Below are 403 nucleotides of genomic sequence, written 5' to 3'. Positions count from 1 at the left end.
CCGCGCTTCCCCCCCCCCGGCACCCGCCCGCGGCCGCCCCGGCGCCCCCCGCCGCCGCCCGCCTCCCCGGGGTGACCGCGGACGGCCCGCGCCGTGTCGGACTCCTGTCGGCCGAGGTGTCGCACATCTTCGTGCGCCCGGATCGAACGGCCGACGACCCGCTGATCTCCGTCCTGTTCGAGGATCCCGAGAAGAAAACGGGATCGGTGGATCCCCGCCTCGACGGCACGATCGTCGACGTCTTTCCGGCCGGAGGGCGGTGACCGTGTCACCCACGCCGGGTACTCGCTGGGTCGTCGGGCTGTCGACGGCCGTCGTCGCGGCGTGCGGATTCGTCGTCGTGGCCACCTCGACCCGCGACCACTACGAACCCGTATCGCCCAGGGCGGGCACCGACTTGATC

General features: G+C 73.7%; 1 pseudogene. It reads left to right on the top strand.

Annotated elements, in window-relative coordinates:
• Positions 1-263 (top strand): annotated as a pseudogene (locus IJ15_RS26600) (hypothetical protein); the annotation flags it as partial.
• Positions 264-403 lie beyond the last annotated feature (140 nt).

It is taken from the genome of Prescottella defluvii (assembly GCF_000738775.1).
GTDB lineage: Bacteria > Actinomycetota > Actinomycetes > Mycobacteriales > Mycobacteriaceae > Prescottella > Prescottella defluvii.
This window is presented reverse-complemented; position numbering and strand designations above follow the sequence as displayed.